At 70.7% G+C, this 26,982-nt stretch carries 21 protein-coding genes; 6 read left to right on the forward strand and 15 right to left on the reverse strand.

Annotation, left to right across the window (positions count from 1 at the left end; all coding sequences use genetic code 11):
• Positions 1–40: 40 nt before the first annotated feature.
• Positions 41–1,642: a cell wall anchor protein gene (locus D7X99_RS04640; RefSeq protein ID WP_233613088.1), complete on the reverse strand. Its 1,602-nt coding sequence runs from the start codon at positions 1,640–1,642 to the stop codon at positions 41–43.
• A 194-nt stretch (positions 1,643–1,836) separates the two neighbouring features.
• Here D7X99_RS04640 and D7X99_RS04645 point away from each other — a divergent pair, with 194 nt between their 5' ends.
• Positions 1,837–2,427, forward strand: a complete 591-nt coding sequence (locus D7X99_RS04645; protein WP_121776662.1) for a DUF938 domain-containing protein — start codon at positions 1,837–1,839, stop codon at positions 2,425–2,427.
• A 45-nt stretch (positions 2,428–2,472) separates the two neighbouring features.
• Here D7X99_RS04645 and D7X99_RS04650 read toward each other — a convergent pair whose 3' ends face one another.
• The 5 genes from D7X99_RS04650 to D7X99_RS04665 all read right to left on the reverse strand — a co-directional run bounded on the left by D7X99_RS04650 (position 2,473) and on the right by D7X99_RS04665 (position 6,993).
• Positions 2,473–3,042, reverse strand: coding sequence for a hypothetical protein (locus D7X99_RS04650; protein ID WP_121776663.1), 570 nt, complete (start codon positions 3,040–3,042; stop codon positions 2,473–2,475).
• Between the two features lie 146 nt (positions 3,043–3,188).
• Positions 3,189–4,976: a tetratricopeptide repeat protein gene (locus D7X99_RS04655; protein WP_147476025.1), complete on the reverse strand. Its 1,788-nt coding sequence runs from the start codon at positions 4,974–4,976 to the stop codon at positions 3,189–3,191.
• A 333-nt stretch (positions 4,977–5,309) separates the two neighbouring features.
• The gene (locus D7X99_RS42225) at positions 5,310–5,765 is read right to left on the reverse strand and encodes a hypothetical protein (RefSeq protein WP_147476026.1); all 456 of its coding nucleotides are present in this window, start codon (positions 5,763–5,765) and stop codon (positions 5,310–5,312) included.
• On the reverse strand, positions 5,762–6,361 hold the full coding sequence (locus tag D7X99_RS04660; protein ID WP_120579842.1) for a hypothetical protein: 600 nt from the start codon (positions 6,359–6,361) through the stop codon (positions 5,762–5,764). Before D7X99_RS04660 ends, D7X99_RS42225 begins: the two co-directional genes overlap by 4 nt.
• Positions 6,358–6,993, reverse strand: coding sequence for an RNA polymerase sigma factor (locus D7X99_RS04665; RefSeq protein WP_158624518.1), 636 nt, complete (start codon positions 6,991–6,993; stop codon positions 6,358–6,360). Before D7X99_RS04665 ends, D7X99_RS04660 begins: the two co-directional genes overlap by 4 nt.
• A gap of 143 nt (positions 6,994–7,136) precedes the next feature.
• Between D7X99_RS04665 and D7X99_RS42665 the strand changes: the two genes are divergently transcribed.
• Complete coding sequence (locus tag D7X99_RS42665) at positions 7,137–8,189, forward strand: hypothetical protein (protein ID WP_158626925.1); 1,053 nt, start codon at positions 7,137–7,139, stop codon at positions 8,187–8,189.
• A gap of 71 nt (positions 8,190–8,260) precedes the next feature.
• On the opposite strand, the gene D7X99_RS04675 is transcribed toward D7X99_RS42665, so the two are convergent.
• The gene (locus D7X99_RS04675; RefSeq protein ID WP_121776665.1) at positions 8,261–9,019 is read right to left on the reverse strand and encodes a DUF1338 domain-containing protein; all 759 of its coding nucleotides are present in this window, start codon (positions 9,017–9,019) and stop codon (positions 8,261–8,263) included.
• Positions 9,020–9,128: 109 nt separating this feature from the next.
• On the opposite strand from D7X99_RS04675, the gene D7X99_RS04680 reads away from it, so the two are divergent.
• Positions 9,129–9,788, forward strand: a complete 660-nt coding sequence (locus D7X99_RS04680) for a hypothetical protein (RefSeq protein ID WP_121776666.1) — start codon at positions 9,129–9,131, stop codon at positions 9,786–9,788.
• A 24-nt stretch (positions 9,789–9,812) separates the two neighbouring features.
• Here D7X99_RS04680 and D7X99_RS04685 read toward each other — a convergent pair whose 3' ends face one another.
• Both D7X99_RS04685 and D7X99_RS04690 read right to left on the reverse strand, forming a co-directional pair.
• Positions 9,813–11,369, reverse strand: a complete 1,557-nt coding sequence (locus tag D7X99_RS04685; protein ID WP_121776667.1) for a hypothetical protein — start codon at positions 11,367–11,369, stop codon at positions 9,813–9,815.
• 62 nt (positions 11,370–11,431) lie between these two features.
• Positions 11,432–14,179 carry a pitrilysin family protein gene (locus tag D7X99_RS04690; protein ID WP_121776668.1) on the reverse strand — a complete coding sequence of 916 codons (2,748 nt, stop codon included), beginning with the start codon at positions 14,177–14,179 and terminating at the stop codon, positions 11,432–11,434.
• Positions 14,180–14,451: 272 nt separating this feature from the next.
• Here D7X99_RS04690 and D7X99_RS04695 point away from each other — a divergent pair, with 272 nt between their 5' ends.
• Complete coding sequence (locus tag D7X99_RS04695; RefSeq protein WP_121776669.1) at positions 14,452–14,991, forward strand: hypothetical protein; 540 nt, start codon at positions 14,452–14,454, stop codon at positions 14,989–14,991.
• Positions 14,992–15,017: 26 nt separating this feature from the next.
• Complete coding sequence (locus D7X99_RS04700; RefSeq protein WP_121776670.1) at positions 15,018–15,596, forward strand: hypothetical protein; 579 nt, start codon at positions 15,018–15,020, stop codon at positions 15,594–15,596.
• 4 nt (positions 15,597–15,600) lie between these two features.
• On the opposite strand, the gene D7X99_RS04705 is transcribed toward D7X99_RS04700, so the two are convergent.
• Positions 15,601–16,353, reverse strand: coding sequence for a ferritin-like domain-containing protein (locus D7X99_RS04705; protein WP_121776671.1), 753 nt, complete (start codon positions 16,351–16,353; stop codon positions 15,601–15,603).
• Positions 16,354–16,449: 96 nt separating this feature from the next.
• Complete coding sequence (locus D7X99_RS04710; RefSeq protein WP_121776672.1) at positions 16,450–17,373, reverse strand: AraC family transcriptional regulator; 924 nt, start codon at positions 17,371–17,373, stop codon at positions 16,450–16,452.
• Between the two features lie 154 nt (positions 17,374–17,527).
• On the opposite strand from D7X99_RS04710, the gene D7X99_RS04715 reads away from it, so the two are divergent.
• Entirely contained in the window at positions 17,528–18,268 is a 741-nt protein-coding gene (locus D7X99_RS04715) for an SDR family oxidoreductase (protein WP_121776673.1), read from the forward strand.
• 69 nt (positions 18,269–18,337) lie between these two features.
• Here D7X99_RS04715 and D7X99_RS04720 read toward each other — a convergent pair whose 3' ends face one another.
• The 4 genes from D7X99_RS04720 to D7X99_RS04735 form a co-directional block, all read right to left on the reverse strand.
• The gene (locus D7X99_RS04720; protein ID WP_121776674.1) at positions 18,338–21,805 is read right to left on the reverse strand and encodes a methylmalonyl-CoA mutase family protein; all 3,468 of its coding nucleotides are present in this window, start codon (positions 21,803–21,805) and stop codon (positions 18,338–18,340) included.
• A gap of 75 nt (positions 21,806–21,880) precedes the next feature.
• Positions 21,881–22,864 carry a methylmalonyl Co-A mutase-associated GTPase MeaB gene (gene meaB, locus D7X99_RS04725; protein WP_121776675.1) on the reverse strand — a complete coding sequence of 328 codons (984 nt, stop codon included), beginning with the start codon at positions 22,862–22,864 and terminating at the stop codon, positions 21,881–21,883.
• Complete coding sequence (gene scpA, locus D7X99_RS04730) at positions 22,861–25,047, reverse strand: methylmalonyl-CoA mutase (RefSeq protein ID WP_121776676.1); 2,187 nt, start codon at positions 25,045–25,047, stop codon at positions 22,861–22,863. Before scpA ends, meaB begins: the two co-directional genes overlap by 4 nt.
• Positions 25,047–26,930 carry a methylmalonyl-CoA mutase family protein gene (locus tag D7X99_RS04735; RefSeq protein WP_121776677.1) on the reverse strand — a complete coding sequence of 628 codons (1,884 nt, stop codon included), beginning with the start codon at positions 26,928–26,930 and terminating at the stop codon, positions 25,047–25,049. Before D7X99_RS04735 ends, scpA begins: the two co-directional genes overlap by 1 nt.
• Positions 26,931–26,982 lie beyond the last annotated feature (52 nt).

Here is a 26,982-nt window from a genome sequence, read left to right on the forward strand (position 1 = left end):
GGGGAACCGGACGCGGCCCGTGCATGACTGCGATTGCGAGCTACTGGCGCACGACGCGCTTGAGCTTGAAGGGCGAGGGCGACTCGCTCATCGTGTAATAGGCCGTGCCGGTCGGGTCGTACTCGATGGCCTCGCCCTGGCCCTCCACGGTGTCCGTCAGGGAGACGGGCGTGGCGGCGAACGCGGTCTCGAAGGCCGCGCCGGTGGCGGCGCGGAACTCATACACCTTGCGGTAGGTGCGCAGCAGGAAGCGGTTGGCGCACGGGTGGATGGCGCCGGACGTGGCGGCGCCGTAGTTGGTGTCCGTGGTGGTGGGCAGCGGGAGGTTGGCCACGAACACGAGCGTGCTCATGGTTCCCGGCGTGGGGAGCGGCTGGGGGAACTTGTAGACCTTGCTCGCGCCCGCGTAGGACTTGGTGACGACGTAGATGTCGCCCGTGGTGGGGTGGACCAGGATGGTCTCCGCGTCCTTGGGCGTGTCCGGGTACTGGAAGGGGAAGGCCTCGGCGGTGAGGTTTCCACTTGTCTGGCCCGCGCCGATGTCGGGCTCCGGGATGCGGTAGACGGCGAAGGTGGACGGCGGCGTGGGGAAGTTGGCGCTCGAGCGGCCGATGTCGCCCATGTAGATGCACTGGCCGGCGGGGCACGGGCCGGTGGCCACGTCCTCCCAGTCCGCGGGCGTCACGTTGGACACGGTGAAGGTGCCCTTCGTGCTCGCGTCCGCGGTGCTGATGGCGACGATGGCGGTGGTGTCCTCGTTGTGTGCATAGAGGACGCCCGGCGTGAGGCGGCTGGCGGCGATGCCCGACGGCTCCACCAGCGCGGTGGCCGTCACGGTGCCCTGGGTGGTGTACGCGGTGGAGAAGGTGTCCCCCACGGAGCAGGAGGAGGAGGCGTTGGCCGCGCGCAGCGCCACCACCTGCGCGGTGTTCGTCTCCGCGTAGGGGGAAGAGCCGTTGAACGAACCCTGCGCGCCCGCGGCGCCCAGGTCCTTGTGGGCCACGTTGTAGATGACGCCCGTGGACGAGGACACGAGGCAGGTGTCCACGGGCTCGGTGAAGCCCGCGGGCGGGACGATGGGGCTCGCCGGGCACGCGGCGCCGGTCCACAGCTGCGAGCCGAACCACACCGCGACGCCGTTGGCCGTGCTGGTGGAGAGTGCGGGAGTGTCGAAGCTGGCGGTGAGGCCGTTCTTCTGGCCCGTCTGTGCGTCGATGGGGTTGGCCGTGTCCACGCCGGAGAACGCGGAGATGCTGCCGGCCATGTAGCTGGCGAGGTCGATGTTGAACGCGTACGTGGACGGCTCGGACGCGGTGGCGACCTTGTAGAAGATCCACGCCTTGAGCTGCGACGCGCTCTGGTCCGAGCGCACCAGCGTCCAGCCCGCGGGAGGCGTCGCCACCGCGGCCACGTTGTTGCGGTTGATGATGCGCGCCAGCAGCACGTCACCCACCGCCGTGCCCGTGGGCTTCGCGATGCTCAGCGAGGTGCGCGTGCTGCCGCCCGCCGTGGCGCTGCTCCGGTGCGCGATGTTGGACACCGCCTGCCGGGCGGTCGCGACCTCCTGCTCGGGGAGGGAGGAGGCGTCCTCCGTCAGCGGCCCGCAACTCGCGAGCGTGAGCAGCGATACCGAGCACAGCATGCGTGAAACATTCCGGTTGAAGAACGTCAAGGTCACTCCTGCCTGGGGGATGAGGCGAATCGAGGCAGGAGGTTTTCGACAGGTCCCGGAAAGTGTTGCGGATTCCTTGCGCGGGCGGCCGTCGTGTTGGCTGTGATTGCAATCTTCCGCGAGAGGCCTTTCCTCGCGTGCGCGGGTGTGGAAGAGGGGAGGGCATGAAGCGTCACGCTCCGGCCACCGAACGCAACCGCGAACCGCTCCTCGACGTCCTCCGGGAGGTGCTGCCCACGGAGGGCACGTTGCTGGAGGTGGCGAGCGGCACCGGCCAGCACGCGGCCTTCTTCGCGAAGGCGTTCCCGGGGCTGACCTGGCAGCCGACGGACGGCGACCCGTCGTCGCTGGAGAGCATCGACGCCTGGCGCATGGAGGACGGGCTGGCCAACGTCCTGCCCGCGCGTGTGCTGGACGCGAGCTCGGACGCATGGCCGGTGGAGCACGCGGACGCCGTGCTCTGCGTGAACATGATCCACATCGCGCCGTGGGCGGCCTGCCAGGGATTGATGCGGGGCGCGGCGCGGGTGCTGCGTCCGGGCGGAAGGCTGGTGCTGTACGGCCCCTATTTCGTGGAGGGGAAGGAGACCGCGCCGAGCAACCTCGCCTTCGACGAATCGCTCCGCGCGCGCGACCCGTCCTGGGGCGTGCGCGAGCTGGGCGCGGTGACCGCGGAGGCGGCGCGCCACGGGCTCCACCGCGAGCGCGTGGTGGAGATGCCGAGCAACAACCTCACGGTGGTGTTCCGCCGGTAGGACTTCCACCGGGACGGCGCTCGCCACGCCGTCCCGGTGCGTGGGCTACATGCCGGGGCAGTTGCCGCCCTTCAGCTGACGGGCGGTCTCGTGGACCTCGTCGATGAGCTGGCGCTTCTGCATGGGGTCCTGCGCGGAGTAGGTGATGGTGATGCCCTCCGGCGTGTCCGTTGCCACGGCCTTGGAGGGGACGCTGGGCGCCCCGGCCATGCCCTGGTCGCCACCTCCGCCGGTGCCGCTATCGTCGCGGCCATCCTGCATCTCCGTGGCGCTGTCGCCCAGGTTCTCCTCCTGCGCCAGGTCCAGGGGGGTCTCCGCGCTGGCGGTGCGCTTGGACTGCTCGTGCAGCATCCGCCGGGCGCGCGCCTGGAGGTCCGACACCTGCGACGGGTCGGACGTGGTGAACATGAGCGCCACGCCGTCGGACGTGTCCTGCGTCTGGACCTGTGCGCCCGGCACTGACATGGGGCAGCGCTGGTCCCCCGTGGACGACATCGCGGTGGCGGACATCGGCGCCTGGGACTCCTCCTTGTGCATCCCCTTCTTGGAACAACCCGCGGAGAAACAAAGCGCCGTGGTCGCGGCGAGCATCAGCGGCAGTCGGGACATGGGCATGGTGTGCCTCCTCTGTCGTGGGTTCGTCGTGCGGCAAGGTGGAGAGGCATCCCAGCCCTTGCAACACGTCCTCCACGCTGCCTTGCCTGAAGGCCCCACCCCGTGGATGGACAGCGCCATCACGGAGCGGACACGCGGGGGCCGGCTCACCACACGGCTTCGAGTTGGAGCATCACCCCGTGCTTCTCGTAGTTGCCATTCGTGGCGTCATACGCGTGGCAGAGGTGCTCCGCGCCTTCGCACGCGGCGGGGTCGTCGTCCGTCAGCCGCGTGTCGATGTTGGAGCGGTTCACCAGCAACTCGTAGCGAGCGGTGAGCCGCAGGTGGCTCGACAGCCGGGCGCTCACGGAGGGGATGAGCACGAAGCGCGTGTCGTGGCGGCGGCGGACGTCCCACGTCTCGGTGGCCCCTCCGGCCGTCACGACGCGCAGGGCGTTGTCCTCCAGGTAGCGGCGCCACTCCACGTCCGCGTCCAGGCTGGCGGTGAGCCACGGCAGGGGTTGCCACCGGCTGGACGCGCCCACGGCGTGGCCCGTGAAGCCGAACGGAATGACATACGTCTGCGACACGAGGGTCGTGTCCTCGCTGGTGAAGGATTGCTCCAGCGTGCCGATGCGGTCCTGCCGGTAGCGGTACCACGCGGTGATGCTCGCGCGCCCCAGGCGCCATTCCTGGGACAGCGTCGCGTCCAGGCGTGGACCGGTGAGGTAGGCGAACTCCTCTCCAATGCCGTCCTTGCCGGCGGCGCCCAGGTCCAGCCGCGTGCTGGTGTGTTCGGTTTCGTCCCAGGCCAGCCACGCGTTGGCGTTCACGGAGGCCTGGAGCCCCCGGAAGTCGGCCAGGCCGGTGAAGAAGATGTCTCCTCCCGCGAGGAATCCCACGCGCACCCGGCGCGAGGCCTCCCACTCCGCGGCCGCCGTCGCGCGGTGCAACTGGAGCGAGTAGTCCCGCACGGAGGATTCGGAGTAGGCGCGCTGGCTGCCGCCGTAGGACAGGGCCGCGAAGAGCCGGTCGGACAGGCGGAAGCGCGCGGTGATGCCCACGCTGGCCTCCGCGAAGGGGCTCGCGGTCACCACGTCCGCGTTCGCGCCGGACACGTCGCGGGCCGCGACGCCTACCTGGAGCACGTTGCTGTCGAAGCCCGGCCCCACGCTCGCGGAGACCCAGAGGCTCGGGCCGCTGGAGCGCAGTCCGAAGGAGATCAGGTCCAGGTACTGATACGCCGTCGCGCGGTCCAGCGGGGTCAACGTCAGCGCGAGCGCCGCGGTGAGGTCCTCGCGGGCCTCCGCGCGTGAGCCCAGGCGCCAGGCCGACGCACCCGCCATGAGCCGGGCCCTGCCGGAGTCGGGCTGCCGCTCCGCCGCGCGCAGGAAGTGCGCACGGGCCTCGTCGAAGCGGCTGGCATCGAAGGACGCGAGTCCCTGGCGGTAGGCCTCATCCCCTTCGTTCACGGCGGGCGAGAGCAGGGCGCGCAGCTCCTCCACCTGCAGCGCCTCCGCCGTGGATGCATCCGGCGAGGCTCGCTCCGCCCATTGCGTGGCGCGGTCCGGAGCGCCCGCGTCGAACGCGGCGAAGCCCGCGTTGATCCACGCCACGCGGGCGAGCGGGGCACCTTCACGGACGCGGGCGAAAGCCTCCTCCGCCTCCGCGAAGCGTCCCAGGGCATAGAGGCATGCGCCCCGGTTGAAGTTCCAGGCGTCGGGCTCCGGACCATCCGAAGCGTGCCCCGCGGCCTCCAGGGCCTCCAGCGCTTCCGCGGGACGGCCCAAGCGGAAGCGGGCCAGGCCCACGAGGTACAGCGCGGCGCCGGAAGGTGGGGCCTGGAGCGCCTGCTGTTCCGCCTCCGTGTACCGGCCCGCCGCGAAGGACTCGCGCGCGTCCTCCAGCGGCTCCCCGGCCGCGAGCGCCACCAGGAGCAGCAGGCCCGTCCACACGCACCGCGACGTAGCGCATTCCCCGCACGGGTGCGAGGGCAGCGCACCGCGCCATCCGGCACGGGGGAGGGACCGGTGCGCACCGACCCATCCCGTGCGCGCTGTGTCGCAAGGTCCTCGGACGTGCCCCTCGTCCAGTTGGAGGCGAGTCGAGACCCCTGTGGGAACGCCCCCCTTGGCGGCGACCCGCACAAACTTGTCCGACAGTCGGACAGGTTTTGGACAACCGCGGCAGGGGGCCGCCGCTTCATCCAGGCTGCGGAAACCTGTCGGACAGTCGGACAGGTTTTGGAGATTCGAGGCGGGAACCCTCCTGCGCTGACGACCCCGCCTTCAGCGCCGCGGTGGCTGATGAGGCTGCGCGGGAGGCTGCTGATTGGGCGGTGGTGGTGCGCCGTCAGTCCTGGGGGACGGCGAGCGCATGCGGCCCTCATCCCCCGGCGGGCGCGACCCGTTGGGCCGGCCGTCCTGCCCCGGTCCTCCCGAGGGGCCACGCGCGTCTGGACCCGGAGGCGGACGGGCCGTGTCGCCCCGGGGCGGTGGGGCAGGGCGCTCCGCGTTCCTGCGCCCCAGGATGGTGTCCACCTGTTCTCCCGGCGCGATGACGTCCACCGTGTGCGAACTGCGCACGTGCGCCTGCTGCGCTCCAGACGGTGGGGGCGGCACGGGGGCCTCGGGCGGCCTCGCGGCCTCCGTTGGCGGCGGGGCCGGTGTCTGCTGGGCGTGCGCGGCACCGCCTCCCAGCCACAGGAGGACGGCGAGCACCGGTGTCGAGAATCCCGTCTTCATCCGCCCGTGACCTCCAGCACCACGTCGTGCTCGATGCGCTGGTCGCCCGCGCGCGCCAGCGCCGTCACCAGATAACGCCCCGGCCGCTGGCCTCGCACCGCGATGGGAATCACGTTGCTGCCCGCGCTCAGGGGTTGCGTCCACTGGTAGGAGCGCAGCGGCAATTCCTCTCCGTCCGCCCAGAAGGACAGCCCCTCCGGCAGGCTCACCTGGAAGTCCGCCTGCTCCACGGCCACGTCCGCCGTGAAGTCCAACTTGATGACCGCCACCTTGCTCACCGGCACCTGCGTGCCGGGCCGCTCGAGCTCCGCCATTCCCGGGGCTTCCGTCTCCGGGACGCCCGGCGTGCCTCGCACCGCGCCCAGCACCAGGAAGGTGGCCACGCCCATGGCGATGCCCACCGCCGGCCACAACACCGGCGCTCGGCGGCGCCAGAAGTCCCGCACCGCATCCCACCCCGACGCCGGTGTGGGAGGTCCGGCCTCCACGAGCCGCCGGTGGAGCAGGGCCTGGAAGTCGGGTCCGGGCGCGTCGTCCCGCAGCGCCGCCAGACGCTCGCGCAGCGCGCGGTCCTCGCTGTCCTCGGGCTCACTCATTTCCTGCTCCTCGCAACATGCGACGAAATGTCCTGCCCGGATGTTCCCACCGGTGCGTCATCTTCTGGGCCGCCGGGGCCCTGGCCCCCCGCCAGCAGGGCCTTCAGGTGCGCCCGGCCCCGCGACAGGCGCGACTTCACCGTGCCCACGGGCACCCCTTCGATGTCCGCCACCTCTTCATAGCTGTGGCCCTCCACGTCGAAGAGCACCACCGCCGTGCGGAACTCCGGCGGCAACCCCCGGAGCGCCCGCCACAGCCGTTCCCGCTCCTGGGCGCGCATCATTCCTTCATCCGCGGACTCGGCGTCCGACGCCGCCTTCGTGTGCTCCTGCTCCAGCGGTTCTTCTTGGGAGCGCTCGCGGCCGGCGCGGCTGCGGGTGGCGTCATAGAAGGCGTTGCGCACCACCGAATAGAGCCACGTCTGGAACGCGGACTGGAAGCGGAACGAGCGCAGGTTCTTGTAGACCTTCACCAGTGCTTCCTGCGCCAGGTCATCCACGTCCGAGTCCGACGCGGCGAAGGCCCGCGCGAAGCGGCGCACGCGCGGCAGGTGCGAGGACACGAGCATCTCAAAGGCACGCACGCTGCCGTCCTGGGCTTCGAGGATGAGTGCGCGCAGCTCGTCGTTCACGGTCGGCGGCACTCTATCCGGCCTCGCTGCACGCTCAAAAAGCCGCGGGAAAATCCCCGCCGGGAACACGGCGGAAATTCATTTCGTCTCATGGGGGCGGACGGACAGCGGCCGGGCACCGGATGACAAGGGAGCACGCACTCATGAGGCACTGGAACAGGGGCAGTCAGTGGCTGGGAGCAGTGGCGCTGGTGGTGGGCACCATGACGGTCGGTTGCGGCGGCGGGTCGCAGAGCTCGACCACGGATGCCACGTCGGATGTGTCCCAGGCGGTGGAGGCCACGTCGGACTCGAGCGACGCGGTGGAGGTGTCCAGCCTCTTGCACGGCCTGGACAAGCTGCGCCCCCAGGCCATTGAAGGCTTTCACTGTGACGCGAGCCCCGACATCACCACCGTGGAGGTGTGTGGCAAGACGCTGCCCGCCACCGTGCACCTGGAGTGGACGGACTGCGCGCCCCCCACGCGCCCCGAGGGGCCCGGCCGTGGCGGCGGCCAGCCCCCCGGCGGTGGCGGTGGTGGCGGCCAGCCTCCGGGCGGCGGTAATCAGCCTCCTCCCCCGCAGGGCGGCGAGGGCTCGCAGGTGCGCGGCCAGTCCTTCGACGGTGGAAACGGCGGCGGCAAGCCGGGCGGCAAGGGCCCCGGTGGCCCCACCAGCGGCACGGTGGACATCGTGAACGCGTACGAAGCCTCCGAGGACTGCACGGGCGCGGTGACGCAAAGCCAGACCGTCACCTTCGAGGTCTCTGGCACCAACTCCGACGGCGAGGTCTCCACCGTGAAGGGCACCACTGCCTCCACGGCGGAGCTGGTGGACGGCGCTCCGCCCCAGCGCAAGAGCACGCAGGCGGACGTGACGCGCACGCGCACGGATGCCACGGGCACGGTGGTGCAGTCGGTGCGGCTGGAGGGCTCGCTGTCCGTCGCGTTCTCCACGGACACGCCGCCGGTGCGCACCATCGACGGCGCGTACACGGAGACCTCGCTCGACGGTTCGCAGGGCACCGTGACGCTGGCGGGCATCGTCCGGCCGTCGCGCGAGGTGTGCCCCTGGCCCACGAGCGGCACGCTCACGCGCACCACCGCGGACGGCGCCAGCCACGTGCTCTCCTTCGGTCCGGAGTGCGGCGACGGCACGCTCGACGGCGCGGAGCTGAGCCTGCCCGACCGCTGCGAGCGCGGCGGCGGCCGCCACTAGCCTCACGAGGCGTCGCGGTCCGGGGGCGCACTCCCAACCCCCTCCCCCGACCGTCCCCCGGGCCGCGAGCCTCAGCCCCGCTTCGTCATGTCGAACAGCGCGCGGGCCTGCGGCCCCAGGAACCCGTCGAACCCTCCCGAGCGCTGGGCGATTTCAAAGTACGCATACGGCCATGCACGCGTGCCACCGCCCCGGAGCGTCAGGGGCAGCGGGGCCGCGTGCGTGGCCGTCTGTCGGAGTGAAGTGCCGGGCTCGCCCTCGATGTCCGCCTTCATGGGCACGCCCGCTTCGCGCATGCGCCGCTGCCACGCCTCCACGTCGTCCACCGCGCCGGTGAAGTGATTCACCTTGCGGCCGAAGGCCAGCAGCCACGCGCCGTACTGCGTCTCCTTCTCCAGCTCCAGCAGCGCGGCTTCCTCCGGGGGCGGCGGCGCCGTGAACCACGCCGCGAGCGCCTCCACGTCCTCTGGCGGCGGTGGATCCACCGGCAGCGCGGCGAGCAGCTCGCGGGCGCGCGGCGACAGCTCCTCCTGCTTCAGCTCGGACAGGAAGACGCGCGGCAGTCCGTCCGGGTGCGACAGGTAGATGGCGGACAGGTGCGCGTCCGGGAACGTGTACGCGCCGGCCGGCTTCCACCCGAACCGCTCGAACACGCGGGAGAAGAGGGCGATGCCTCCCTCCGGCCGCGCGAGGGTGCGGAACGCGACGTGGTCGTTGCGGAAGTGTCCCCCGGACAGCGTCACGAAGGTGCGCGCGAAGAGGACTTCGGAGGCGTAGCGCTCCCACAGCAGGTCCAGCAGCCGCGAGGCGTCGGAAGCGGAGGTCGTCATGCCCGGCAGTGTACGCCGCGCTTCCCCGGGCTTTGAGCGCCATCCGTGAATCGTATTAACAAGCGTAGGCCCGCTCAGGGCGGAAACGCTGAATACACGGAGACAGACGATGAACGCGATGAAGATGGGGCTGTTGGCCCTGGTGTCAGGCCTGCTGCTGGCGTGCGGAGGGGTCGTGGAGCCGGAGACCGCCGCGCCCGAGCTGGCGCGTCAGGAGAAGGCCCTGTGCGGTTCTTGCGGCGACTCCATCTGCGACCCCGGAACGGAGAACCCCTTCACCTGTCCGCAGGACTGTGGCTTCGGGCCCGTCTGCGGCGACTCCGTGTGTTGCGACGGGGAGACGCCGTCCAGCTGTCCGCAGGACTGCCCCTACCTGTCTGACTTCTGCTACGTGAGCCCCATGGGGTTCGCGTCCGCGTCCTCCGCTGGCCTGTGCGCCGTCTGTGGTGACAGCATCTGCGACCCCAGCGCGGAGAATGTCTACAATTGCCCGCAGGACTGCGGCAGCCCCGGCTACTGCGGTGACAGCGTGTGCAATCCCAATACGGAGAACTCCTACAACTGCCCGCAGGACTGCGGCAGCCCCGCCGGCTACTGCGGCGATTACACCTGCGACCCCGGCACGGAGAATGCCTTCAACTGCCCGCAGGATTGTGGCTTCGGGCCCGTCTGCGGCGACAGCGTGTGCTGCGACGGGGAGACGCCGTCCAGCTGCCCGCAGGACTGCCCCTACCTGTCTGACTTCTGCTACGTCTCGCCGGCGTACTGAGCCCGTGGGGGCGCGCGGGTGGCTTCAGCGCAGCTCCACCGTGAGCCCGCCGAAGGTCATGGCCTCCACGTGACCGTTGTCTCCGGAGTGCGTCATCGGCGCCTCCGCGAGCCCCACCGCCACCAGTGAGTCCCCGTCCGCGTCCACGCCCAGCAGGTGGAAATGGCGGCCCTGTCCCTCGGGGCCGGGCCGCCGCGTGCGCACCGTCTGGCCATCGGTGGACGCGAGCGCGAGCAGCGGGCCCGCGCCGCGCGAGATGCTCATCCCGCCGTCCCACCGGTCCCAGCCGGACGCGCCCACGGCGACCCACCCCGCGTCCGTCCAGCGCAGCGCGGAGAAGTGGTCCGCGCGGCCCGTGTCCACGCGGTGCTCGAAGCGCAGCGCGCCCGAGTCGAGCGACAGCACGCCCAGGTAGCCGTCATAGGGCGTCATCCGGTCCTCCACGCCCGGCGCGGACGGGTACCAGGCGATGGTGCCATCCGCGCCCTCCGTCACCACGGTGCCCGCGAGCGCCACCTCTCCGTCGCGCACCGCCATGTCGAAGACGACGAACTCCGCCGCCCGGGCGGGGACGAAGACCTGCGTCCCGATGCGCGTCCCCACCGGCGTGAAGGCCGTCATGGCGAAGGGCTGCCGTTCGGTGTCCGCGGGCGTGGTGACGTCGTCGCCGGAGCGGCAGTGCACGGAGGTGAAGTCATTGAACGTGCGGCTGGAGGCCAGGCAGCGGGAGCTGTTCCAGGCGCGCCCCACCACCAGCCGCCCGTCCGAGTCCACCGCGAGCAGCGGCCGGAGCGCGGCCTCGCGCCAGCGGAATTCGTCATGGGCCCAGGCGGCCGGCTGGGTGGAGTGGCGCCCGTCCACGACGCGGGTCCACTGCTCGGTGTAGCGCCCGTCCATCCACCGGAGCGTCATCACGCCCGACACCTGCTCAAAGCTGGAGCCCCCTCCAAGCGGGACGGCCACGAGCGACAGGAAGGCCACGGCCAGGTCCTCGCCGCGTGCCTCCGTGCGCAGCCAGCCGTCGGTGAGGGTGTGGACCCCGAGGGACTTCATGTGGAACGGAGGGGAGGGCAGGGTGCCTCCCAGGTCGGCTTCGGGCACCGTCTTGGGGGTGGGCAGCCGCTCCCAGGACAGCACCTTCCCCTCGGAGGACAGGCGCACCAGGTCGTACGTGTCCGCCGCCGCGATGGTGCGCTCGAGGCCCACGGTGACCTCCCCGGACGGGTGCACCGTGAAGTCACTCAAGTGGTCACGGGCCACCGCGTCGAACCGCCACAGTGGCGTGCCGTCCCGCGCGGACACGGTGAGCCGGCGGGTGTCCCGTCCTTCCGCGTCCTGCGTCGTCTCCAGCACGAAGGTGCGTCCGGCGGCCCGCCGCACCTTGAGTCCGCCGAAGCCCGTGCGTGGCTGCACCTGGGAGGACGGTGTGCCCTTCTCGAACGCCCGGATGAGCCCGGGCGCGGCGCAGTCGGCGCCCTCGCACGGGGAGCCCGGCCCGTCCGTCCCGTGACAGGCGGAGGCGCCCCATGACAGCAGGGCACCCAGCAGATACCGCGTCCGGCGGAGGTCCATGACTCGCATGCCCCCTCATACGAAGGCACGCGGCCCGGCGGGTCGTGCCCGCCGGACCGGAGGCCTTCCCGCTACGGCACCGACACCGCCTGGAGCGCGGCGCGGCTGGGCTGCTCATCCCCGGTGACGCTCACCACGAGGCGCTGGAGGCAGCCCGCGAACTCCTGCTTCAGCGCGTCCGCCGTCACCGCCTGGAGGTGCGCGGGGCGCTGCGCCACCGACTCCACCGGGAAGCCCCGCACGCGCGCCTCGAGCAGCGCCTCCACCCACGCATCCGTGGAGATGAACGACACCCCCTGCCGCGCCAGCAACCGCGCGCGGGCATTCGCCAGGTCCTTTTCGGACACCTCCTTCGCGAACGCCGACAGCGTCTCGCGCAGCGACGCCACGCCTTCGCTCATCCGCTGCGCATCCAGGCTGCCGCCCAGCAGGAGGTGCGCCGCGCCGCCCCGGCCAATCCAGGGCTCGGCGCCGAAGCCGTAGGACGCTCCTGTTCCGGAGCGCGTCCGATCGTAGACCTCCACCTCCAGCAGCTCCGCCATCAGCGCGTAGCGCGCCTCCAGCTCCGGCGTGGCCGTGGGCAGCCGGCAGGCCAGCTGCACCTGGCCCTGCGTGGCTCCGGGCCGCGCGGTGAAGAGCGTGTTCACCTTCGCGGACGCCGCGGGCAGCGCCGGCGCGGGCGGCACGGCCACCGGCTGCGGCTTGCCCCGGCTCCAGTCGCCCAGGTACTTGCGCACCATCGGCTCGACGTCCTTCACTTCGAACTCCCCCGCCACCACCACCGTCGTGTTGCCCGGGCGGTAGACGTCCTCCAGCCACTCCTGCGCCTCCGACCAGGACACCTTCGCCATCTGCGCGCCCGTGGCCTCGGTGGCGTAGGGGTGCGTGCCGTAGAGCGCCTGCATCAGGTTCCGGTGCGCGAGCACTTCCGGCCGCGTGTCCACCGCCTCACGCCAGGGCTGCACCTGCTCGCGCCAGTAGCGCACCACGGCCTCCGACGTGCGGGTGGTGGACAGGTCCTCCGCGAGCATCGCCAGCATGTTGCCTACGTTGCCCGCCGTGCCGGCCATGTCCACGCGCACGTGGTCCAGCGCCGTGCGGGTGGACTCGTGCAGGCCCCAGTCGCTCGGGCGGCCCTCGAAGTGCGACTCGCGGAAGGAGCCCCACTTGGCCAGGTCCGCCACGCCCGGCTTCACCCCGTGCGCCGTTCCGCCGCCCATCGCCGCGCCCACCCGCACCACCGGCAGGCCCGGCCGGGGCACCAGCAGCACCTCCATGCCGTTCTCCAGCTTCAGCACCTGCACGGGCGCCGTGGTGGCCGCCAGCATGGACGGCGTGACGCGCTCGCCGCCCTCCACCGCGGGCTCGCCCCCGGGCAGCTTCGCCAGCGTGGGGAGCGCCGTCGGCGTGCCGCTCTCTCCTGGCCGCACGAGGATGACGTGCGCCCGGTCGCGCTGGAGCCACTGGTACGCGAAGTCCGTCACCTTGCTCCCGCCCAGCCCCATCAGCGCCATCTGCGAGCGCGTGTACGAGCGCACGTCCGTGGTGAAGTGGGTGAGCAGCGCGCGGCTCCGGGTCCGCGCCAGCAGCCGCTCCGACTCCAGCACCATGTTCGTCACCACCTGGCGGCGCAGGGACTGGAAGTTGAACTCCTGGCCCAGCACGCCGCTGGCTTCAATCTCCCCGCTCCAGGTCTTGTGCACCTGGTCCAGGACCTTCTCCGCGCTGCGCTCCGGGTGGTCCCCGCGAGACAGGTGCACGCGCACGATGAGCAGCGACGCGCGGGTGCCGGGCACCAGCCCCGTGGAGATGCCCGCGATGTCGCCATCGCTGCGCACCGCCTCCCAGAGGTTGTTGTCCAGGCTGACGCCCACGAAGTCATGCAGGGCGCTGGCCTCGTCGAAGGAGCGCGGCAGCACCCAGGACAGGTACAGCTCCGGCGACGGCACCGCCGCCGCGTACACCGGCATCGTCTTGCTGACCGGCGCCGCCGCGGGCTCCGGGCGCTTCGCGGGCATGCGCGTGTCCAGGGCCAGCGGGGCGCCGGTGCCCACCCACGCGGGCGGCAGGTTCTGCAGGAGCGTGGCCTCCACCTCCGCCAGGTCCACGTCCCCGGAGATGACCAGGGTGACGTTGTCCGGGCGGTAGTGGGCGCGCGCGAAGCGGTGCGCGTCCGTCAGGGTGAGGGCGGACAGCGACTCGTGCGAACCCACCACGGGCCGCGCGTACGGGTCTCCCGCCGGGAAGGACGCCGCGTGCACCCAGCTGAACACCTGGCCCACGTAGCCCGTCTCGTTGCGCTGGCGCAGCTCGTTGCGCACCACCTCGCGCTCCACCGCGAAGACCTCCGGGCTGACGTTGGAGAGCGGCGATGACAGCCGCTCCCCCTCCACCTTCACCAGCGCGCCCAGCGACTCCTTGGGCGCGAGCTCCTCGTACGCGGTGTAGTCCAGGCTGGTGGAGGCGTTGGAGTGCCCCGCGCCGGAGGCATTGAGCCGCGCCTGCACGGAGGGGCCGTTGGCGGGGCGCGCGCGGAAGGCCAGGTGCTCCACCAGGTGCGCCAATCCCTCCTTGCCGCCCGGGTCGCTGGAGCCACCCGCGCCCACCACCGCGACCACCGCCACCACGGGTGCGCGCGCGTCGCGCTCCACGACCACGCGCAGGCCGGACGGCATGCGGAAGTCACGCAGGGGGAAGGACACGTCGCGCATGACGACCTGTCCTCGCGGAGGAAGCGTGGCGCAACCTCCCAGGGACAGCGAGACCAGCGCGGCCATGGCCAGGCGCGAGGCGCGGACGGAACCCGACAGGAAAGACATACGACTCCAGGCACGAACCCGGAGGCAGCCCACGAAGGGCCCACGGCCCCACGCCTCCCCCCGGGCGGGAAATGAAGAATGTGGATGATGGAACGACCGGGGAGACAACGTCTGACGGAAGCGGACCGCAAGGGCAAAGCCAGACGATGGCGTGCTCATAGCATGCTCACCCTTGGCCCGTCATCCCACCCTCTGTGTAGGAAGGGGGTGACAGGAATTACAGGGAGCACGGGCTCCGCCGTGTCCACGGTCCTCCGGCTAGGATGAAGGCCATGTCCCTTCCGCCGCGCGTCGTGCTGCCGCTGTTGGCCTGCGCCTTCTGCGTCTCCTCCTGCTTCTGGCTGGACGACGACTTCCCCAGGGCCACGGGGGAATGCCGGGGGACGCATCAGGGACGGCGCGTGCGTTGGCCCCTCGATGAGTACTCCTCCCTGGTGCACCGCTCCGTTCAGGGCGAGCTGCCGGCCACCTTCATCGACCTGGACTACACGCCGGAGGACGAGCCGGTCCTGGAGGGCTTCGGCGTGGACATCCACCTGGTGGAGGGGGCCCGGGTGGAGCAGGACCGCACCGTGAACCTCCTCTCCCGGCAGGGGCAGCTGGTGCCCTCGGAGCGGTCGCTGGTGACGGCGTGGGTGGGCAACATCGGCGGGGATACCGGCTACCTCTCCGTGCCCGGCGTTCCGGTGGAGGGCTCGGTGACGCTGGACGAGCTGTCGTCGTGGGCCGCGCAAGGGCGCTTCGTCTACCGCTACTCGGATGGCGGCGAGCTGACCTGCACCTTCGACGTCTTGGAGTCCCCCGAGGAATGACGCGGTGGGGCTGGTAGGCTCCAACCATGGGCGTCCACGACTACCGATGCAGCGTCTGCGGTCCTCCCTCGTCGTTCGAGTGCGGTGAGAAGACCGGCAAGGAGTGCGAGGAGGAGGGCATTGGCAACGACGAGGCCATCCTGGACCTGTTCTTCTTCGCCGCCGCCGAGGCGCCGGAGGACGCGGACGCCTTCGAGGAGGCCCGGGGCCGCGCCCGTCGCACGCAAACGCAGGCCTTCGGCTACGACTGGGGCGAGTGGGAGTTCGTCCCCAGCCTCAACTACCGCGAGCTGCTCATGGACGACGATGACTCCACGGGCGTCTGGCGCATCGAGCCGTACGAAGAGGACAGCAGCGACGGCGGCCCCGTCTCGCTGGAGATTCCAGACGGCGAGCGTGTCTGGGTGGTCAATTACTGTCCCGTCTGTCATCCGCTGTTCGCGGAAGGGAAGACGCCCGCGGACGAGCCCTGTCTGGAATACCTCCGGGCCGTCGCCGAGAACCTGGACCTGGACTTCGACGGCGTGAAGGGCAGCGCGGACAAGCCGGCCTTCATCGCCACCGTGCGGGAGCGCGTCGCCCGCAGGCGGCCCGTGGTCCGCTGACGCCTCAGCTGGCGGAGACCCGCGCGTCGGTGACGCGGGCGTCGTCCGGCAGGTTGGCGACCCAGGTGGTGACCTCTTCCAGGTGGAGCGTCTCCTCGCGAAGGACTTCGCGGAAGGCGTCCACCAGGTCGGGAGGTCCCAGCTCCTGCGCCAGGTCCACGAGCATCGCCCAGCCGGCGTTGTTGAGGATTTCGGCGATGAGGACCGCGCGCAGTGCGTCCGGGAGCGTGGCGCACGGGTCGTCCACGGCCCTCAGCAGCCCATGGGGCCGCGGATCCGCGCCGTCCCCTTGCGCCGTCAGCTGGGGCGCGTCCACGCCGAGCCGGTAGATGCACTCGCGGATGAGGTTCAGGTGATCCAGCTCCTGGTTGTGCAGCTCCACCAGCCGCTCCGGCGTGGGGCCTCCCGGGTAGCTGCCCAGGGCATGGGTCTTCACCAGCAGGCCCGCGTAGAGCCGTGAGCTGGTCCGCTCGAAGGCGAGCCGCTCCCGCAGCTGGGCAACGAAGAGCAGGGGCGCGGGCCCATCCAAGGTCTGGAGTGCCTGGTCCACCAGCTCACTGAAGTCCGGCGGCTGCAACTCGCCCAGGTGGCCCGCGATGCGCATGAGGTGCACCCGCAGGAACCGCACGGCACTGCCCGAGGGGGGCAGGGCCGAATCCCGGGGCGGCTCCTCACGGGCCACCTGCTCCAGCTCCTCGGCGGTGAGCTGTGCCGCTGTGTGCTTCAGTCCCCAGTCTCCGCCTTCGACAGATGACATCGCGCCCTCCCGCCAGGGATGCCTTCCGGTGCGATGGCCACGGAAGGGGGGCTCAACGTGGGAACGATGCGCCGGGTCCGCCATCGGCCTCGGGGGCTAGCGCAACGCCGCCGGGGCGGAAGCGAGGGACTCCCGCAGCCTCGCGATGTCACGCGAAGGTGGTGCACCGAACATCCTGCTGTACTCGCGGCTGAACTGGGACGGGCTCTCGTAGCCCACGGAGTGGCCGGCCATGGCCGCGTCCATGGCCTGGGCCAGCATCAGGCGGCGAGCCTCCTGGAGCCGCAGCTGCTTCTGGTACTGCAGCGGGCTCATCGCGGTAACGGACTTGAAGTGGTGGTGGAGCGCGGACGGGCTCATGTGGACGGTGCGCGCCAGCCGTTCGATGCGCAGCGGCGCCGCGTAGTGCTCCTTGAGCCAGTGGATGGCGCGGGTGACGGACTCGCGGCGGCTGTCCGCCATGGCGATGCGCCTCAGCCGTTCGGAGTTCTCGCCGGACAGCAGGCGGTAGAGGATTTCGCGGATGACGAGCGGCGCGAGCACGGGGATGTCGCGCGGCGTGTCCAACAGCCGCACCAGCCGCGCTGTCGCGTCCAGCAGCGGCGCGCCCACCGGACCCAGGGCCAGGCCTCGGACCATGTCCGTGGGGCCGGGCGCCTCCAGCGCCGCCTCCATCATCAGGCTGCCCAGCTGCCCGGGCTCCAGGTCCAACCGGAAGCAGAGGTAGGGCGCGTCCGGAGAGGCCTCCACCACCTGTCCCGTGACTGGCAGGTCCACGGACGCGACGAGGCACTGGTCCGGGCCATAGACATACAGCTCGTCGCCCAGGAGCACCTGCTTGCGGCCTCGCGCCACGATGCACAGCGCCGGCTCTTGCAGCGCGTGCAGGGGCGTGGAGGGCTGGGAGGCGCGGATGAGCACCATGCGGGGGATGGCGGTGGCGTGGATGCCGTCCGCGGGCGTGTGGCGCTCCAGGAGCGTCGCCAGTTCGGACAGGTGCGGGCTCAGGTCGGTCGGCATGCGCGTTCGTTCTAACTCCTGCCAGAGATGGGCGCTCGTGCAGGAATGGGCAAGAGTCCGCGAGCATCCGGATACCGCCGTCCCCACGCTCCTTGAGAGGGTGCATCCATCCCCGGCGCCCTTCGTGCCGGGCCCAAGAGCGAGGACGGAAGCGATGACGACGGACATGAAGGGCAAGGTGGTGGCCATCACCGGAGCGAGCAGCGGCATTGGCGAGGCGACGGCCCGCCTGCTCGCCAGTCAGGGAGCGAAGGTGGTGCTGGGCGCGCGCCGGACGGACCGGCTGGAGACGCTGGCGGGCGAGCTGAGGTCGAAGGGCGGCGAGGCTCGTTACAAGGCGTTGGATGTGACGAAGCGCGAGGACGTGGAGGGCTTCGTGGCCTTCACGCTGAAGGAGTTCGGGCGGCTGGACGTGCTCATCAACAACGCAGGGGTGATGCCGCTGTCCAAGCTGGAGGAGCTGAAGCTGGACGAGTGGAACCGGATGATCGACGTGAACATCCGGGGCGTGCTGCACGGCATCGCGGCGGGGCTGCCGGTGATGAAGCGCCAGAAGGCGGGGCAGTTCATCAACCTGTCCTCCATTGGCGGGCACGCGGTGAGCCCGACTGCGGCGGTGTACTGCGCCACGAAGTTCGCGGTGATGGCCATCTCCGAGGGCCTGCGCCAGGAGGTGGGCGCGGACATCCGGGTGACGGTGATTTCGCCGGGAGTCACCACGTCGGAGCTGGCGGACAGCATCAGTGACCCGGCGTCGCGCGAGTACATGCGCGAGTTCCGCAAGGACGCCATTCCAGCGGATGCCATCGCCCGTGCCATCAGCTACGCCATCAGCCAGCCCGCGGACGTGGACGTGAGCGAAATCATCATCCGCCCCACGTCGAGTCCATACTGAGATGGCCGGTTCCGCTGGTGAGGCCGCGACGTGGTCCCGGGACACCTGCCCGGGACCGCGGCGCTCGCATCACATGTTGCGCCGGTACTGGCCACCCACTTCGTACAGCGCGCGGGACAGCTGGCCCAGCGTGCACACCTTGCAGGCGTCCATCAGCGCGCCGAACACGTTGCCGTTGTCCAGGGCCGCGCGGCGCACCGCCTCCAGCGCCGCGGGCGCCGTCTTCGCGTTGCGCTTCCAGAAGGCGTCACGCGCGGTGATGGCGTAGTCCTTCTCCTCCTTCGTCGCGCGGATGACTTCCGGCGGCGTCACCGTGGGGGAACCCTTCGGATCCAGGAAGGTGTTCACGCCGATGATGGGCAGCGTCCCGTCGTGCTTCTGCATCTCGTAGTAGAGCGACTCCTCCTGAATCTTGGAGCGCTGGTACATGCGCTCCATCGCGCCCAGCACGCCGCCGCGCTCGGAGATGGCGCGGAACTCGTTGAGCACCGCCGCCTCCACCAGGTCCGTCAGCTCCTCGATGATGAACGAGCCCTGGTTGGGGTTTTCGTTCTTCGACAGGCCGAACTCCTTGTTGATGACCAGCTGGATGGCCAGCGCGCGCCGCACGCTCTCCTCCGTGGGCGTGGTGATGGCCTCGTCGTAGGCGTTCGTGTGCAACGAATTGCAGTTGTCGTTGAGCGCCAGCAACGCCTGCAGCGTGGTGCGGATGTCGTTGAAGGCAATCTCCTGCGCGTGCAGGGAACGGCCGGACGTCTGGATGTGATACTTCAACTTCTGCGACCGGTCGTTGCCGCCGTACTTGTCCCGGATGGCCTTGGCCCAGATGCGGCGGGCCACGCGCCCCAGCACCGCGTATTCGGGGTCCATGCCGTTGGAGAAGAAGAACGACAGGTTGGGCGCGAAGTCGTCGATGTTCATCCCGCGCGACAGGTAGTACTCGACGAAGGTGAAGCCGTTCGCCAGCGTGAAGGCCAGCTGGGAGATGGGGTTCGCCCCGGCCTCCGCGATGTGGTACCCGGAAATCGACACCGAGTAGAAGTTCCGCACCTTCTGGTCGATGAAGTACTGCTGGATGTCGCCCATCACGCGCAGGGCGAACTCCGTGGAGAAGATGCAGGTGTTCTGCGCCTGGTCCTCCTTGAGGATGTCCGCCTGCACCGTGCCGCGCACCGCCTGGAGCGTGGACGCGCGGATCTTCGCGTAGACGTCCGCGGGCAGCACTTCGTCACCGGACACGCCCAGGAGCAGCAGGCCCAGGCCGTCGTTGCCCTGGGGCAGGTCGCCCTGGTAGCGCGGACGCGGCAGGCCACGCTCCTTGTAGAGCGCTTCAATCTTCTTCTCGACCTCCTCCACCTTGCCGTTGGCGCGGATCCACTTCTCGCACTGCTGATCCACCGCGGCGTTGAGGAAGAAGCCCAGCAGCATGGGCGCCGGGCCGTTGATGGTCATGGACACGGACGTGGACGGGTCCGCCAGGTCGAAGCCGGAGTAGAGCTTCTTCGCGTCGTCCACGTTCGCGATGGACACGCCGGAGTTGCCCACCTTGCCGTAGATGTCCGGCCGGTGGTCCGGGTCCTCGCCGTACAGCGTCACCGAGTCGAACGCCGTGGACAGGCGCTTCGCCGGCAGGCCGCGCGACACGTAGTGGAAGCGCTTGTTGGTGCGCTCCGGACCGCCCTCGCCAGCGAACATGCGAGCGGGGTCCTCGCCCTCGCGCTTGAGCGGGAAGACGCCCGCGGTGAACGGGAAGGCGCCCGGCGCGTTCTCCCGCAGCAGCCAGGTCAGGATGTCGCCCCAGTCCTCATACTTCGGCAGGGCAATCTTGGGCACGCGCAGGTGCGACAGCGTCTCGCTGATGAGGTCCAGCTCGATGACCTTGTCGCGCACCTGGAACTGGTACTTGGACGCCGCGTAGCGCTTCTTCGTCGCGGGCCACTCGGCCAGCAGGCGCCGGCAATCCGCGTGCAGGCGGCTCTCCAGGTCCTGGTACAGCGCCACCAGGTCGCCCAGGTACGCGGGCTCGCCCTCCACGCGCTCCGTCACCTGCACCACGTCGGCCGCGTCCTTCGGCTCGACGATTTCCAGCTTCTTCTTCCCCACGTTCTGGCGCAGGGCCTGGATGGTGCCGTGCAGCTGGTACATGCGCCGGGCAATGGCGGCCTGGGCGCGCACGAAGCCGTCGTAGTCCTCACAGGCGTCGACGATTTCGGCCAGGTAGCGCGTGCGCTCCGGGGGGATGATCCACTTCTTCTCGCTCATGCCGGGCGAGAGCTGGAAGCGGCTGTCCAGCGTCGCGCCCGTCTTCTTCACCAGCGCGTCGATGAGGGCCCGGTAGAGCGTGTTCATGCCCGGGTCGTTGAACTGCGACGCGATGGTGCCGTACACGGGCACCGCGTCCTCGGCCAGGGTGAAGGCGTTGTGGTTGCGCTTCCACTGCTTGCGCACGTCGCGCAGCGCGTCCAGCGACCCGCGCTTGTCGAACTTGTTGATGGCGATGACGTCCGCGAAGTCGAGCATGTCGATCTTCTCGAGCTGCGTCGCCGCGCCGTACTCGGCCGTCATCACGTAGAGCGCCACGTCCGAGTGCTCGGTGATTTCGGTGTCCGACTGACCGATGCCGGAGGTCTCCACCACGATGAGGTCGAAGCCCGCCGCCTTGCAGACCTCGATGGAATGGGCGACGTGCCGGGACAGGGCCAGGTTGCTCTGGCGGGTAGCCATCGAGCGCATGTAGACGCGCGGGTTGTCGATGGCGTTCATGCGGATGCGGTCGCCCAGGAGCGCGCCGCCGGACTTGCGCTTGGACGGATCCACGGAGAGCACGGCGAGCGTCTTGTCCGGGAAGTCCGCCAGGAAGCGGCGCACCAGCTCGTCCACCAGGCTGGACTTGCCGGCGCCGCCCGTGCCGGTGATGCCCAGCACGGGCACCCGGGGCGCGTTCGTGCCGGCGTCCTTCAGCGCGGTGCGCAGCGCTTCCCCCGCGTCCGCGAAGTTCTCCGCGATGGTGATGAGCGACGCGATGCGCTCCGGCTCGCGGGGCAGCGGGTCCTTGAGCAGGCCCTTGAAGTCCGAGGGGCGCTTCTCGAAGTCACACTGGGAGATGAGGTCGTCGATCATCCCCTGCAGGCCCATGGCGCGGCCGTCGTCTGGGGAATAGATGCGCGCGACGCCGTACTTGTGCAGCTCGTCGATTTCCGTGGGGAGGATGGTGCCGCCGCCGCCGCCGAACACCTTGATGTTCGCGCCGCGCTCGCGCAGCAGGTCGATCATGTACTTGAAGTACTCGACGTGGCCGCCCTGGTAGGACGTGAGGGCGATGCCCTGGGCGTCCTCCTGGATGGCGCAGTCCACGATTTCAGCCACGGACCGGTTGTGGCCCAGGTGGATGATCTCCGCGCCGGAGGACTGCATCAGGCGGCGCATCACGTTGATGGCCGCGTCGTGTCCGTCGAAGAGGCTGGCGGCCGTGACGATGCGGACGTGGTGCTGGGGCCGGTACGGCTGGGGAGCGGTGGTCGGTTGGGGGTGTCGCACGGGCGTACACTAGGAGTGCAGTGCAGGCCCGGCAAGCGATTGAGACAGGCGTTGGCCGTTGGACGACGCGCCTTGTCAGGCCTGCGATTGCGGCAGGAATGTCCCCAGCACACGCAGTGCGGCGGAGGTGGGCGTCGCGCGGCCTTCGCGTACGGCCTGCTCCAGGACCGGTACCAGGGCGGCCACCTCGGGGTGCGCCCGCAGGGCTGCTCGCAGGCCGTCGTTCACCATGGCCCACATCCAGCCCACCTGCTGCTGGGTGCGCCGGTGCGAGAGCTCGCCGGAGGCAACGCGCTTCGCGACGACGTCCTCCACGGAGGCCCACAGCGTGTCGATGCCGGTGCCCTCCATGGCGCTGCACGTGGTGACCACCGGCTCCGCGCCGGGGCGCATCAGGTGCAGGGCGGCGCGGTACTCCGCGCGGGCCCGCGTGGCGCGCGGCAGGTTGTCGCCGTCTGCCTTGTTGATGGCCACCATGTCCGCGACTTCGAGGATGCCGCGCTTGATGCCCTGCAGTTCGTCACCGGCGCCCGCGAGCATCAGCACCAGGTAGAAGTCCACCAGGTCCGCGACCACCGTCTCGGACTGGCCCACGCCCACCGTCTCCACCAGCACCACGTCGAAGCCGGCGGCCTCGCAGAGCAGCAGCGTCTCCCGCGTCTTGCGCGCGACGCCGCCCAGCGTGCCGCTGGAGGGACTGGGTCGGATGTACGCGGCCAGCTCGCGCGCCAGCCGGTACATGCGCGTCTTGTCGCCCAGGATGCTGCCACCCGTGATGCTGCTGGACGGGTCGATGGCGAGCACCGCCACCTTCTGGCCGCCGCCCACCAGGTGCATGCCCAGCGCGTCGATGAAGGTGCTCTTGCCCACGCCCGGCACGCCGCTGATGCCCACGCGGCGGCTCTTGCCGGTGTAGGGCAGCAGCTTCGTCAGCACCTCCTGTGCGAGCGCGGCGTGCTTCGGGTGCTCGCTCTCCACCAGCGTGATGGCGCGCGCGAGCACCGCCCTGTCGCCCGCGCGCACGCCGTCCACGTAGGTGTCCGCGGGCAGCAGCTTCACGCCGCCTCCTGCTCGGCGGCCAGCTTGTCGAGCAGCTCGATGGCGGCCTTCGAGATGACGGTGCCCGGGCCGAAGATGGCGGCGGCGCCCGCGGCGCGAAGCGCGTCGTAGTCCTGCGGCGGGATGACGCCGCCCACCACGACCATGATGTCCTCGCGGCCCAGGGCCTTGAGGGCGTGCTTGAGCTGCGGCACCAGCGTGAGGTGGCCCGCGGCCAGCGACGACGCGCCCACCACGTGCACGTCGTTCTCCACCGCCTGGCGCGCGGACTCCTCCGGCGTCTGGAACAGCGGGCCAATGTCCACGTCGAAGCCCAGGTCCGCGAACGCGGTGGCGATGACCTTCTGTCCGCGGTCGTGGCCGTCCTGGCCCATCTTCGCGATGAGGATGCGCGGCCGGCGGCCGAAGCGCGCCAGGAAGTCATCCGCCTTCGCCCGCGCCTCCGCGATGCCCTGCGCCTGTCCGGCTTCCGCTGAATACACGCCCGTCACCCCGCGCACGGTGGCCTCGTAGCGCCCGAAGACCTTCTCCAGGGCGTCGCTGATTTCGCCCACGGTCGCCTTCGCCCGAGCCGCGTCGATGGCCAGCGCCAGCAGGTTGCCCTCGTTGCGGCGGCCCGCCTCGGTGAGCGCGTCCAGGCAGCGGCGGACGTCTTCCGCGTTGCGCTCCGCGCGCAGCTCGCGCAGGCGGGCAATCTGCGCCTCGCGCACGGCGGAGTTGTCCACCTTGAGGATTTCAATGTTGTCCGCGCGCTCCGGCGGGTACTTGTTCACGCCGATGATGGCCTGGCGTCCGGAGTCGATGCGCGCCTGCGTGCGCGCGGCGGCCTCTTCGATGCGCAGCTTGGGCAGGCCCGCGTCGATGGCCTTGGTCATGCCGCCCAGCGCCTCCACCTCTTGGATGTGGGCCCAGGCCTTCTGGGCCAGCTCGTGGGTGAGGCGCTCCACGTAGTAGCTGCCGCCCCACGGGTCGATGACGCGCGTGGTGCCGCTCTCCAACTGGAGATAGAGCTGGGTGTTGCGGGCGATGCGCGCGCTGAAGTCCGTGGGCAGCGCGATGGCTTCGTCCAGCGAGTTGGTGTGCAGGCTCTGGGTGTGGCCCTGGGTCGCGGCCATGGCCTCCACGCAGGTGCGCACGACGTTGTTGTAGACGTCCTGCGCGGTGAGGCTCCAGCCGGACGTCTGGCAATGGGTGCGCAGCGCCAGGCTCTTGTCGCTCTTGGGGTTGAAGCCCTTGATGAGGCGGGCCCAGAGGAGGCGGGCCGCGCGCATCTTGGCCACCTCCATGAAGAAGTTCATCCCGATGGCCCAGAAGAACGACAGGCGCGGAGCGAACGCGTCCACGCCCAGGCCCGCGGCGAGGCCCGCGCGCACGTACTCCACGCCGTCCGCGAGCGTGTAGCCAAGCTCCAGGTCCTGCGTCGCGCCGGCTTCCTGCATGTGGTAGCCGCTGATGCTGATGCTGTTGAAGCGCGGCATCCGCTCCGCCGTGAACTTGAAGATGTCCCCGATGATTCGCATCGAGGGGCCGGGCGGATAGATGTACGTGTTGCGGACCATGAACTCCTTGAGGATGTCGTTCTGGATGGTCCCGCTGAGCTGCTCGGGCTTCACGCCCTGTTCCTCGGCCGCGACCACGTAGAGCGCGAGCACGGGGAGGACGGCGCCGTTCATCGTCATCGACACGCTCATCTGGTCGAGCGGGATGCGGTCGAACAGGATGCGCATGTCCTTGATGGAGTCGATGGCGACGCCCGCCATGCCCACGTCACCCGCGACGCGCGGGTGGTCGCTGTCGTAACCCCGGTGCGTGGCCAGGTCGAACGCGATGGACAGGCCCTTCTGCCCGGCCGCGAGGTTGCGGCGGTAGAAGGCGTTGGACGCCTCCGCCGTGGAGAAGCCCGCGTACTGGCGCACCGTCCACGGCTGCTGCACGTACATGGTGGAGTAGGGGCCGCGCACGAACGGAGGCAGGCCCGGCAGCGAGCCCAGGTGCGCCACGCCCTCCAGGTCCTCGCGGGTGTAGAGCGGCTTCACCGGGATGCCCTCGGGCGTGTCCCAGCGTTCGGCGGAGGCCGTGGCCTGGCTCGCGTGCGCGCGCTGCTGCTCCAGCACGGACGCGGGCGTCTGGGTTTCGGGGGCGTCGAAGGCGACGCGGGAGAAGTCCGGAACGGTGGGGCGCATCAGGCCACTCCCAGTTGCGTGTGCAGCGTCTTCAGGAGCTGGAACAGGTCCGCTCCCGCGTAGAGGAAGAGGTCCACGCCGGCCGCGCGGAAGGCGGCCTCGTGGTCACCGGGACGGCCCGCGACGGCGACCGTGCGGGCGCCCTTCGCCTTGAGGGCCGCGACATAGGCGGGCAGGGCCTCCGGGTAGAGGGCATCCGGGCCGGAGATGACGACGAGCGTCGTGCCTGCCTTCGCGAACAGCTCCGCGGCGGCGTTCACGTCCGCGAAGCCGTGGTGCTCGTTGGGCTCGATGCCGCCCACGGCGAGCACGTTGGCGATCCACGTGGAGCGCGCGGTGTGCTCCGCCACGGTGCCCAGGTTCGCCATGAAGGCGCGAGGACGGACGCCGTGCGCCGCGTGGTAGCGGTCGCTCGCGTCGCGCAGGGACTCGAAGGCCTCCGACATGCGCACCGGGCTCGGCGGCGCGATGATGCCTTCACCCTGCGCGGGCATGGCGGCGCGGGCCTCGCGCTGCACGGGGGCCTCGTGGAGGTGGGGGAACTCGCTGACGCCCACGATGGGGAGCTTGCGCGTGCGCACGGCCTTGTCGCGCGCGGTGCGCGTCTCCGTGAGGACGCGGGCCACGTCGCCCTGCGCGATGGCGCGGGAGATGCCGCCCAGCGCTTCAATGCGTTGCAGTTCCGTCCAGGCCGCGCGGGCCAGCTCCCCGGTGAGCTGCTCCAGGTAGTAGCTGCCGCCCGCGGGGTCCGCGACGCGGTTGAGGCTGGACTCGTCGCGCAGGATGAGCTGCGTGTTGCGCGCGAGGCGCCGGCCCTGTTCGTCGGGCGTGCCCAGGGGCTCGTCGAAGGGCGCGGTGCTCACGCTGTCCGCGCCCGCGACGACGGCGGCGAAGGACTCCGCGGTGCCGCGCAGGATGTTCACCCACGGGTCGCGCCGCGTCTTGGTGGCGCTGGCCGTGCGCGCGTGCAGCGCCATGGCCTGCGACTCCGGCGCGCCGCCCGAAGCGGCGACGACCTTGGACCAGAGCAGCCGCGCCGCGCGCAGCTTGGCGATCTCAGGGAAGAACTGGCCGCCCACGGACAGGGCGAACTGCATGGACCGCGCGGCTTCACCCGGGGACACGCCCGCGCGCTCCAGCTCGCGCAGGTACTCCACGCCGGTGGCGATGCTCCACGCCAATTCATGCACGGACGTGGCGCCCGCGTCGGCCCAGGGGCGCGACGACACGAGCAGCGCGCGCAGGCCTGGTGCGTCCTTGATCAGGGACGTGACCAGAGGAGCGGCCTCCGCCAGCGTGCGGGCCACGTCCACCTTCGCGGCGCCATGGCGTGCGAGCGCCGCGATGGGGTCGATGCCCAGGCTGCCGCGCAGGGCCTGCTTCGCGGCGCCGGCCTTCTTCGCCAGCACCTCCAGCAACAGGGACGCGGGCCGCAGCACGTCCGCGGTCGGCTCCAGGTGCACCGGCGTGCGCTCCATCGGCACGTGCGCGAGCAGCCGCGCCAGCGTGGCCTCGTCCTTCACGTCCAGGCCGTGGGGCGCGTCCAGCAGCAGCCACACGCCCTGCGTGCCGCGCTCCAGGTCCTCGCGGAGCGCGTCGGCGGTCGCGGCGACGTCAGGGCCCGCGTACTCCTGGCACAAGAGCCATCCGCCCTCGGTGTGGCCCAGGGGCTGGGTGCCGCGCACGTAGGGCGCGACGCCGGGCGGCTCCGAGGGCGCTGGGGCGTCCTGGGGCGTGTAGAGGGGCTGGAGGGACAGGCCGCCCTCCAGGGGCGACTGGAGCACCGTGAAGGGCTTGCCCTTGAGGTCCTTGTCCACCAGCCGGCGCCACTCCTCGACGGAAGGGGGCGGGAAGTCCGCTGCGGTAAGAGGCACGTCAGCCATGCCCCTCCCATAGGCGCATTGCCCTACCCGGGGCAATGGAAGGCTGGAGGGG

This window comes from Corallococcus sp. AB032C (assembly GCF_003668935.1).
In the GTDB taxonomy this organism is placed as follows: domain Bacteria; phylum Myxococcota; class Myxococcia; order Myxococcales; family Myxococcaceae; genus Corallococcus; species Corallococcus exiguus.

Excerpts from the sequence above, each read along its gene's own strand:
- D7X99_RS04640 (WP_233613088.1), bottom strand. The coding sequence starts at position 1,642 with ATGCTGTGCTCGGTATCGCTGCTCACGCTCGCGAGTTGCGGGCCGCTG.
- D7X99_RS04645 (WP_121776662.1), top strand. The coding sequence starts at position 1,837 with ATGAAGCGTCACGCTCCGGCCACCGAACGCAACCGCGAACCGCTCCTC.
- D7X99_RS04650 (WP_121776663.1), bottom strand. The coding sequence starts at position 3,042 with ATGCCCATGTCCCGACTGCCGCTGATGCTCGCCGCGACCACGGCGCTT.
- D7X99_RS42225 (WP_147476026.1), bottom strand. The coding sequence starts at position 5,765 with ATGAAGACGGGATTCTCGACACCGGTGCTCGCCGTCCTCCTGTGGCTG.
- D7X99_RS04660 (WP_120579842.1), bottom strand. The coding sequence starts at position 6,361 with ATGAGTGAGCCCGAGGACAGCGAGGACCGCGCGCTGCGCGAGCGTCTG.
- D7X99_RS42665 (WP_158626925.1), top strand. The coding sequence starts at position 7,137 with ATGAGGCACTGGAACAGGGGCAGTCAGTGGCTGGGAGCAGTGGCGCTG.
- D7X99_RS04675 (WP_121776665.1), bottom strand. The coding sequence starts at position 9,019 with ATGACGACCTCCGCTTCCGACGCCTCGCGGCTGCTGGACCTGCTGTGG.
- D7X99_RS04680 (WP_121776666.1), top strand. The coding sequence starts at position 9,129 with ATGAACGCGATGAAGATGGGGCTGTTGGCCCTGGTGTCAGGCCTGCTG.
- D7X99_RS04685 (WP_121776667.1), bottom strand. The coding sequence starts at position 11,369 with ATGCGAGTCATGGACCTCCGCCGGACGCGGTATCTGCTGGGTGCCCTG.
- D7X99_RS04690 (WP_121776668.1), bottom strand. The coding sequence starts at position 14,179 with ATGTCTTTCCTGTCGGGTTCCGTCCGCGCCTCGCGCCTGGCCATGGCC.
- D7X99_RS04695 (WP_121776669.1), top strand. The coding sequence starts at position 14,452 with ATGTCCCTTCCGCCGCGCGTCGTGCTGCCGCTGTTGGCCTGCGCCTTC.
- D7X99_RS04700 (WP_121776670.1), top strand. The coding sequence starts at position 15,018 with ATGGGCGTCCACGACTACCGATGCAGCGTCTGCGGTCCTCCCTCGTCG.
- D7X99_RS04705 (WP_121776671.1), bottom strand. The coding sequence starts at position 16,353 with ATGTCATCTGTCGAAGGCGGAGACTGGGGACTGAAGCACACAGCGGCA.
- D7X99_RS04710 (WP_121776672.1), bottom strand. The coding sequence starts at position 17,373 with ATGCCGACCGACCTGAGCCCGCACCTGTCCGAACTGGCGACGCTCCTG.
- D7X99_RS04715 (WP_121776673.1), top strand. The coding sequence starts at position 17,528 with ATGACGACGGACATGAAGGGCAAGGTGGTGGCCATCACCGGAGCGAGC.
- scpA (WP_121776676.1), bottom strand. The coding sequence starts at position 25,047 with ATGCGCCCCACCGTTCCGGACTTCTCCCGCGTCGCCTTCGACGCCCCC.
- D7X99_RS04735 (WP_121776677.1), bottom strand. The coding sequence starts at position 26,930 with ATGGCTGACGTGCCTCTTACCGCAGCGGACTTCCCGCCCCCTTCCGTC.